This is a genomic window from Gordonia sp. C13 (assembly GCF_023218005.1).
GTDB lineage: Bacteria > Actinomycetota > Actinomycetes > Mycobacteriales > Mycobacteriaceae > Gordonia > Gordonia namibiensis.
Genome location: NZ_JALPSY010000024.1, coordinates 78,578 through 87,566, shown reverse-complemented (window position 1 = coordinate 87,566; position 8,989 = coordinate 78,578). Strand labels below are relative to the sequence as shown.

The following is an 8,989-nucleotide window of genomic DNA, read 5'->3' as shown; positions in this document are numbered from 1 at the left end:
CTTCGGGCTATAAATCGGCTGGGGACTAGAAGTCCCAGTCCTCGTCTTCGGTGTTGACGGCCTTGCCGATGACATACGAGCTGCCCGACCCCGAGAAGAAGTCGTGGTTCTCGTCGGCGTTCGGCGACAGTGCCGACAGGATCGCCGGGTTCACGTCGGTCTCGTCCTTCGGGAACATCGCCTCGTAGCCGAGGTTCATCAGAGCCTTGTTGGCGTTGTAGCGCAGGAACTTCTTGACGTCCTCGGTGAGCCCGACCTCGTCATAGAGCGCCTCGGTGTAGTCGCTCTCGTTGTCGTACAGCTCGAACAGCAGCTCGAAGGTGTAATCCTTGAGCTCCTGACGACGCTCCGGCGTCTGGGTCTCGAGGCCACGCTGGTACTTGTAGCCGATGTAGTAGCCGTGGACGGCCTCGTCGCGGATGATGAGGCGGATCAGGTCGGCGGTGTTGGTGAGCTTGGCGCGGCTCGACCAGTACATCGGCAGGTAGAAGCCCGAGTAGAACAGGAACGACTCGAGCAGCGTCGAGGCGACCTTGCGCTTGAGCGGGTCGTCGCCACGGTAGTAGTCCATGACGATGCGCGCCTTGCGCTGCAGGTTCTCGTTCTCCTCCGACCAGCGGAAGGCCTCGTCGATCTCCTTGGTGGAGCAGAGGGTCGAGAAGATCGAGCTGTAGGACTTGGCGTGCACCGACTCCATGAACGCGATGTTGGTGAGCACCGCCTCCTCATGCGGAGTGGTGGCGTCCGGGATCAGCGACACCGCGCCGACGGTGCCCTGAATGGTGTCGAGCAGCGTCAGGCCGGTGAAGACCCGCATGGTGAGCTGCTTCTCGTACTCGGTCAGCGTGCCCCAGGACGGGATGTCGTTGGACACCGGCACCTTCTCCGGCAGCCAGAAGTTGCCGGTGAGGCGATCCCACACCTCGGCGTCCTTCTCGTCGGGGACGCGGTTCCAGTTGATCGCCGAGACCCGGCTGACCAGCTTGATGGGGGCGCCGTCGGCGGGGCTGTGGCTTTCGGTGGAGGTCATGACTGTTCCTCGTCTAACGGGGGGTGTGGGTGCCGGAAGTGATGAAAGGTGCGGTGGCGCAGGGGGTCACAGCATGCATGACACGCAGCCCTCCAACTCGGTCCCCTCGAGGGCGATCTGACGCAGACGGATGTAGTACAGCGTCTTGATCCCCTTGCGCCATGCGTAGATCTGCGCCTTGTTGACGTCGCGCGTGGTGGCGGTGTCCTTGAAGAACAGTGTCAGGCTCAGGCCCTGGTCGACGTGCTGCGTCGCCGCGGCGTAGGTGTCGATGATCTTCTCGTACCCGATCTCGTACGCATCCTGGTAGTACTCCAGGTTGTCGTTCGTCATGTACGGCGCCGGGTAGTAGACGCGACCGATCTTGCCTTCCTTGCGGATCTCGATCTTGGCCGCGACCGGGTGGATCGAGCTGGTCGAGTGGTTGATGTAGCTGATCGAACCGGTCGGCGGAACGGCCTGCAGGTTCTGGTTGTAGATGCCGTCGCGCTGGACGGCCTCCTTCAGCTCACGCCAGTCGTCCTGGGTCGGGATGTGAATCCCGGCCTGCCCGAAGATGTCCCGCACCTTCTGGGTCTCCGGCTCCCACACCTTGTTGGTGTACTTGTCGAAGAACTCACCCGACGCGTACTTCGACTTCTCGAAGCCGGTGAACGCCTGGCCGCGCTCACGGGCGATCCGGTTCGACGCACGCAGTGCATGGAAGAGCACCGTGTAGAAGTAGATGTTCGTGAAGTCGATGCCCTCGTCGCTGCCGTAGAAGATGCGCTCGCGGGCCAAGTAGCCGTGCAGGTTCATCTGGCCGAGGCCGATGGCGTGAGAGTTGTTGTTGCCGTGCTCGATCGACGGCACCGAGGTGATCGAGGTCTGGTCGCTCACCGCGGTGAGTCCGCGGATGGCGGTCTCGATGGTCTGGCCGATGTCGGGCGAGTCCATCGTCTTGGCGATGTTCAGCGACCCCAGGTTGCACGAGATGTCCTTGCCCACATGGGAGTAGGACAGGTCGTCGTTGAAGGTCGACGCCGTCGAGACCTGCAGGATCTCCGAGCACAGATTGGAGTGGGTGATCTTGCCGTCGATCGGGTTCGACCGGTTCACCGTGTCCTCGAACATGATGTACGGGTAGCCCGACTCGAACTGCAGCTCGGCGAGGGTCTGGAAGAACTCGCGCGCCTTGATCTTGGTCTTGCGGATACGACGATCCTCGACCATCTCGTGGTAGCGCTCGGTGACGTTGACGTCGGCGAACGGCACGCCGTAGACGCGTTCGACGTCGTACGGGCTGAACAGGTACATGTCGTCGTTGTTCTTGGCCAGCTGGAACGTGATGTCCGGGATGACCACGCCGAGCGACAGCGTCTTGATGCGGATCTTCTCGTCCGCGTTCTCGCGCTTGGTGTCGAGGAAGCGGTAGATGTCGGGGTGATGGGCGTGCAGGTAGACCGCGCCCGCGCCCTGACGCGCACCGAGCTGGTTGGCGTAGGAGAAGGAGTCCTCGAGCAGCTTCATGATCGGGATGACACCCGAACTCTGGTTCTCGATCTTCTTGATCGGGGCGCCATGCTCACGAATGTTGGAGAGCAGCAACGCAACTCCGCCACCGCGCTTGGACAGCTGCAGGGCCGAGTTGATGGAGCGGCCGATCGACTCCATGTTGTCCTCGATGCGGAGCAGGAAGCACGAGACCGGCTCGCCGCGCTGCTTCTTGCCCGAGTTGAGGAAGGTCGGGGTGGCCGGCTGGAAGCGACCGGAGATGATCTCGTCGACCAGGTTGCGGGCGAGGGCGGTGTCGCCGTCGGCCAGCGTCAGCGCCACCATGCAGACGCGGTCCTCGAAACGCTCGAGGTAGCGCTTGCCGTCGAAGGTCTTGAGCGTGTAGCTCGTGTAGTACTTGAACGCGCCGAGGAACGTCGGGAAGCGGAACTTCTTGTCGTAGGCGTGCTTGAACAGGCCCTTGACGAACTCGCGGTCGTACTTGTCGAGGACCTCGGGCTCGTAGTAGTTCTCCTCGACGAGATAGTCGAGCTTCTCGTCGAGGTCGTGGAAGAACACGGTGTTCTGGTTGACGTGCTGCAGGAAGTACTGGCGTGCGGCCTCGCGATCCTTGTCGAACTGGATCTTGCCGTCGGCGTCGTACAGGTTGAGCATCGCGTTGAGCGCATGGAAGTCGAGCTCACCGGGTTCATGACCCGACGGGCCGGCATGCACGCCCGACTTGCTTGCTGAAGAGGTGTCCGAGACGGCGGCGGCGGTGGGCGACACGACAGATGACTCCTGCGGTTAGTGGGGGCTTACCAAGTGCCTCGTGGGCAGAGTATGGGCGGGGTGTGACAGTCCGGTGGCGACGCGCTGGGCGGACGTCAGGCCGGGGTGGCGTGCAGCGACACACCACCTGCGAACGCCGGGCTCTGGGCGAAGTCGGCCAGTCCAGCGCGGACGCGGTCGACGTCGTCGGTGGTGCCCATCAGTTCGAATCGGTACAGGTAGGGCACGCGACATTTGCGCGAGATGATGTCGCCGGCGTAGCAGAACTCCTCACCGAAGTTCGTGTTGCCCGCCGCGATCACCCCCCTGATCAGGGATCGGTTGTGTTCGTCGTTGAGAAAGCGGATGACCTGCTTGGGGACGAAGCCGCCGGGTTGCCCCGTCGCCTTGCCTCCCCCGTAGGTCGGGCAGACCAGCACGTACGGCTCGTCGACACCGAATTCACCTGCTGCGCCGGTCAGCGGGATGCGCACGGAACGCATGTCCAGCTTCTCGACGAACCGGTGGGTGTTCTCGGAGACCGAGGAGAAGTAGACGATCAACGGCGAGGTGGCCGACATGTCTCCCTCCAACCCTGCTGACGATGACCGATTGTGATGACGATTGTTCGTTGCGTCCGCGCTCGGGACGCCTGGTGGTTCCAACACCGGAACCGTCGTGACCATTTCCCCGTCGGGGCCGATGGCCACGTTCATCTCGGCTGTCACATCCCGACGCGGCGGATCCGGCTTCCCCTTCGGATCACACCCGCGTCGGGGTCGATGGTGACGGCAGACTGCGGGCGATCAGGCAGCAGCGGTGGCGAGCGCCTTGATGCGGTCGGGACGGAAGCCCGACCAGTGCACGTCGCCGGCGACGACGACCGGAGCCTGCAGGTAGCCGAGCGCCATGACGTAGTCACGGGCTTCCGGGTCCTGGCTGATGTCGACGATCTCGTAGGACAGACCCTGCTTGTCGAGAGCCTTGTAGGTGGCGTTGCACTGGACACATGCCGGCTTCGTGTAGACGGTGATGGAAGACATCGAGTGGTTCCCCTCGGGTCGTTGGAATCGCCAGTGACGTGCAGTTTCCCAGCGTGAAGATGGTGATCTGGGTCACCGTCTTCCTGGCGTTTCCGGAGGAGTAGATCCGCTTCCTCTTGTCCGCCTGACTGGTAGTGCAAACACTACACCTAGTGGCTGACATTTCTGGGCACCACAAGAGGTTGTGAATAACATTGGTGGAAGACATGCAGGTCGGGCGGGTGCAGGATCATAAATTCCGGCGTGTCACGCTTGCGTCCGGCGTGTCGCTCACAGGTTGTCCAGGGGTCCTCCACAACGTGTGCACCGGCAGTCCACAAGCACCAGGTCGCCATTCCTCTAAATGTGCGCACGAAAGGACGACGCCGCGCCGGGCATGTATCCGACGCGGCGTCGACGAAAACGGAAGAGACGGATCAGACGCTGACGGCGACCTCGTCGACGATGCGCGCGACGGAGGCGACGACCTTCTCCACGATCGCGGGATCGGTCAGTCCACCCTCGGGGAGCGCCGGGATCTGCAGACCGAGGTCGGCCTCCTCGATCGCGCGGCCACCGGCGATGCCGACCGACTTACGGGTGTCCTCGCGGGTCCACAGGCCGCCGTACTGGCCGAGCGCGGCGGACAGGACGGCGACGGGCTTGCCGTTGAGGGCGCCGTTTCCGTACGGGCGCGAGAGCCAGTCGATGGCGTTCTTCAGCGCGGCGGGGATGGTGCCGTTGTACTCGGGGGTGGCGATGAGCACACCGTCCGCCTTCGCGACAGCCTCGCGCAGGGCGATCACACCGGCGTCGAGGGTGCCCTCGACGTCAACGTCCTCGCTGTAGAACGGCAGCGAACCGAGATGGTCGACGACGGTGATGTGGACACCGGCGGGGGCGTTGTCGGCGGCGACCTGGGCCAGCTGACGGTTCACGGAGGCAGCGCGCAGGCTTCCGACGAGGGCTACCAGTTCGACGACTCGATCCGACATGACATTCCTTTCGACGAGGGCACCGGCCCGGCGAGGGCGGTGGATACGAAGCCAGCAACCGGACCCGAGTCCGATTGATTCCCGATAGCGGCGAAGAGTTACCCTCATCACGTGCCGAACGGGCCAGACCACTCCCCGCTCCATATCTCTTTCAACACCTCGGGGACCGAACGTGCCGACGCCGCACGCAATCGGCGTCTGTTGCTGGCTGCCGCCAAGAACCTGATCGATCACCACGGTGCCGCCGCGGTGACCATGGAGGCGGTCGCCCGCGAGGCCGGCGTCGGCAAGGGCACCGTGTTCCGCCGCTTCGGCAACCGAACCGGACTGATGCTGGCACTCCTCGACCACTCCGAATCGGAGATGCAGCAGGCCTACCTGTCCGGGCCCGAACCGCTGGGTCCCGGCGCGCCGCCGCTCGACCGGCTGCTGGCCTATGGCCGAGCCCGACTCAAACTCACCTGCGACCACCTCGACATCCTCCTCGAGGCCGGGGCGGCCGGTGACGACTTCATGACCCACCCGGTGGGCCGCGCGTCCACGCAGCATGTTCAGATCTTGCTGCGGCAGTTGGGGTTCGCCGATGAGTTGGACTTCATGTCGCTTGCCGTGCAGGCTCCGCTGGCCGCCGGATCGGTGCGCTTTCTGATGGTCGAGGTCGGCCTCGATCTGGAGACCATCACCACCCAGTGGCAGGAGATGGTCACCGCGCTCGTGACCTCCCGCGGTTCACACTGACCTCCACTCGACCGGCCGGCGTCATCACCGTGGCTTCGTCGCGCGCCGCCGTCGGTCGCCCTCTAGCCTGGTGTCTGGCCGGCCGCGCCAGCGCCGGCCGGTGATCTCGAGAAAGCGGTGGTGAGTGTGAAGGCAGTGATCGTCGGCGCGGGTATGGGCGGCATGTCGGCGGCCATCGCCCTCAAACAACTCGGTGTCGACGTCGAGGTGTACGAGCAGGTGACCGAGAACAAGCCCGTGGGTGCCGCGATCTCGGTGTGGTCCAACGGCGTCAAGTGTCTGAACCACCTCGGCCTCGAGAAGGAGACCGCCGAACTCGGCGGCATCGTCGACTCGATGAGTTACGTCGACGGTTTCACCGGTGACACCATGTGCCGCTTCAGCATGCAGCCGCTCATCGACGAGGTGGGCCAGCGCCCCTACCCGATCGCGCGGGCCGAGCTGCAGCTGATGCTGATGAACGCCTACGGATACGACGACATCCACTTCGGCAAGAAGATGGTGGCCGTCCACGACGGTGCGGATCGCGCGACCGTCGAATTCGCCGACGGCACCACCGATTCCGCTGACATCGTGATCGGCGCCGATGGGGCGAAATCGCTGACCCGCGAGTACGTTCTCGGCGGCCCGGTCCAGCGCCGCTACGCCGGATACGTCAACTTCAACGGGCTCGTCGAGGTGGACGAGAACATCGGTCCGGCCACCGAATGGACCACCTACGTTGGTGATTCGCGTCGTGTGTCGGTGATGCCGGTGGCGGGCAACCGTTTCTACTTCTTCTTCGACGTCCCCATGCCCGAGGGCGTCCCGTTCGAACGCGGTACCGCACGAGAGGTGCTCGCCGACGAGTTCGCCGACTGGGCACCCGGAGTCCAAACCCTCATCGGCAAGCTCGATCCCGCGACGACCAACCGGGTCGAGATCCTCGACCTCGACCCGTTCGACACCTGGGTCAAGGGGCGCGTCGCCGTGCTCGGCGACGCCGCACACAACACCACCCCCGACATCGGGCAGGGCGGTTGTTCGGCGATGGAGGACGCGGTCGCATTGCAGTTCGCGTTCCGCGACCACCCCGACGATCCGTTCGCAGCCCTGGCCGCCTATCAGTCCGCGCGCACCGAGCGGGCCGGCGGCCTCGTGCTGCGCGCCCGCAAGCGCTGCGACGTGACCCACGGCAAAGACCCGGACAAGACCGCCGCTTGGTACGAGGAACTGCGTGGCGAGGACGGCACCAACATCATCCGCGGGATCGTCGGGAACATCGTCGGCGGGCCGCTCACGTCCTGAGACTCCGGAACCACGCGAATCATTCGCCGTCCGGGTCGATTCCGACCGTCTTCAGACCGTCGTGGGCGACCAGCGCCGCTTCCGCGGAGAGCGTCGGCCCCGGCGCGAGCAGGGACACCACCGACCACGGTGCACGCGAAGGCGAGTCACCGAGTCCCAGGGTCCCACCCGTCTCGAGGTCCGGTATGCCGAAGCGCACACCCGAGTCGTTCACGTAGAACAGCGATTCGGTGCGGGCACTGTCGGCCTCGTTGCCCGTCACCTGGAGGTACTCCCCCGAGCCCGGCGGCAGATAGACCTCGTCGAGACCGGGCCCGGCACCGTCGGCCGACGTCAGACGTACCGGCCGGGCGTCGGACTCCAGCGGGAGTGCGCGACCGGCCAGCAGCGCGGTCTCGGCCCGCGGTTCGTCGGTGCCGCGAGACCAGCTGCGACACAGGGTCGGATCGGCGGACAGGCCGAGCATCGACGGGTTGACCTGGGGGAAGTCACCGATCGGCAACTCCTCCACCACCTTCAGGGTGGCGAGCTCGCCGGGCGCCACCGTCTTGACGGGTGCGGCGCCGTCGCGATCGGCGAGACGCAGGATCTCGGCGGCCGGGGCGCTGATCTCCTGCACACCGCCGCGGAGCACGACGTGATAGGTCGTCTCGTCGTCGACGTCCACCGACTTCACGACGGAACTGACGGTCGTCGAGTCGACCGCGCCCGGTTGCCCGGCACCCGGAACGGTGGGCACCTCCAGCGGTTCGACGAGCGGGAAGCTGTTGAGGAGGCCAGGGGTCATCCGGCGCGGTGTGACGCCGTCGAGACCGAGGGCACGCATGACCGGCGCACTGTCGGTGTCGACCGCCGCCCGGACCGGACTCCAGGCCCCGTCGCGGAACAGCTGATAGATCAGGAAGGTCTCGTCGCCGGTACGGACGAGCACCGCGTCTTCCGGACGAGCGGGCTCCACGGTCGACGACCCCAACACGGGTTTGTCGGCGATGACCGTCTGTCGGAGCGACTCGCTCGCGGAGTCCGACGAGACCGTCGACGAGTCGCACACCGTCCACATCGAGGTGCTCTTGTGCGCCGAACCCGGCAGCGAGGCAGGTGCACCCGGGATGCCCAGCAGCGGGCCGCGCGGGTAGGCCTCGAGTTTGGAGTCGGACACCGACGCCGGCTTCTCGGAGCTCCCGGTGATCAGCCGGGCCGAGGCGAGGTTGAGCACCGGGTGCAGGGTGTCCTCCACGAGAACGTAGGTGCTGCCGCTGTTCTTGCTGACGATGATGGTGGCGTCCCCGACCGATCCCTGTGGACGGACGAGGCCATACACACCGCAGCCACCGAGGACGAGCAGGCCCAGAACGGTTCCGACAACGAGTGCCTGCAGCTGGGACCGCATCGGGTCGTGCAGCATCCGCACATCGCGGCGCACGAGCGCATGCTCGAGCCGTTTGATCAGGAAACGATAGCCGTTGACCTGAGCCTTGGTCGTCAGCTGACGTGCCACGACTCCCCCTGTCCGCACCGACCTCACGCGCCCGCCAACGGGCGTCGGTGTGGACCGGTTGTGATCTCCTGCGGCGTACCCCCTGCCGCGCGGTAGTAGCCTAACCGACAAATGAGCCCCTCACGTGTGGGGCTCCGCCGCCTGTGGACACACCGACGGGCGAGCCGCGTGGGGC

8 protein-coding genes are annotated in these 8,989 nt (G+C 65.3%); 2 read left to right on the top strand and 6 right to left on the bottom strand.

Annotation, left to right across the window (positions count from 1 at the left end; genetic code table 11):
• Positions 1–25 precede the first annotated feature (25 nt).
• The 5 genes from nrdF to M1L58_RS17645 all read right to left on the bottom strand — a co-directional run bounded on the left by nrdF (position 26) and on the right by M1L58_RS17645 (position 5,291).
• Positions 26–1,030 (bottom strand): class 1b ribonucleoside-diphosphate reductase subunit beta, encoded by a 1,005-nt coding sequence (nrdF, locus tag M1L58_RS17665; protein ID WP_006865650.1) that lies wholly within the window; start codon positions 1,028–1,030, stop codon positions 26–28.
• Positions 1,031–1,096: 66 nt separating this feature from the next.
• A complete protein-coding gene (gene nrdE / locus M1L58_RS17660; protein ID WP_248659880.1) occupies positions 1,097–3,292 on the bottom strand; it encodes a class 1b ribonucleoside-diphosphate reductase subunit alpha in 2,196 nt (731 codons plus the stop codon).
• Positions 3,293–3,390: 98 nt separating this feature from the next.
• Positions 3,391–3,855: a class Ib ribonucleoside-diphosphate reductase assembly flavoprotein NrdI gene (nrdI, locus tag M1L58_RS17655; RefSeq protein ID WP_006865648.1), complete on the bottom strand. Its 465-nt coding sequence runs from the start codon at positions 3,853–3,855 to the stop codon at positions 3,391–3,393.
• A gap of 225 nt (positions 3,856–4,080) precedes the next feature.
• Positions 4,081–4,317, bottom strand: a complete 237-nt coding sequence (locus tag M1L58_RS17650; protein ID WP_248659879.1) for a redoxin NrdH — start codon at positions 4,315–4,317, stop codon at positions 4,081–4,083.
• A 416-nt stretch (positions 4,318–4,733) separates the two neighbouring features.
• Positions 4,734–5,291 carry an NAD(P)H-dependent oxidoreductase gene (locus M1L58_RS17645; RefSeq protein WP_248659878.1) on the bottom strand — a complete coding sequence of 186 codons (558 nt, stop codon included), beginning with the start codon at positions 5,289–5,291 and terminating at the stop codon, positions 4,734–4,736.
• A gap of 111 nt (positions 5,292–5,402) precedes the next feature.
• Here M1L58_RS17645 and M1L58_RS17640 point away from each other — a divergent pair, with 111 nt between their 5' ends.
• Both M1L58_RS17640 and hpxO read left to right on the top strand, forming a co-directional pair.
• Positions 5,403–6,029, top strand: coding sequence for a TetR/AcrR family transcriptional regulator (locus tag M1L58_RS17640; RefSeq protein WP_154884752.1), 627 nt, complete (start codon positions 5,403–5,405; stop codon positions 6,027–6,029).
• 126 nt (positions 6,030–6,155) lie between these two features.
• Positions 6,156–7,316 (top strand): FAD-dependent urate hydroxylase HpxO, encoded by a 1,161-nt coding sequence (hpxO, locus tag M1L58_RS17635; protein ID WP_248659884.1) that lies wholly within the window; start codon positions 6,156–6,158, stop codon positions 7,314–7,316.
• Positions 7,317–7,335: 19 nt separating this feature from the next.
• Here the strand turns inward: hpxO and eccB are convergent, their stop codons facing one another.
• Positions 7,336–8,814, bottom strand: coding sequence for a type VII secretion protein EccB (eccB, locus tag M1L58_RS17630; RefSeq protein ID WP_248659877.1), 1,479 nt, complete (start codon positions 8,812–8,814; stop codon positions 7,336–7,338).
• Between the last annotated feature and the right edge of the window lie 175 nt (positions 8,815–8,989).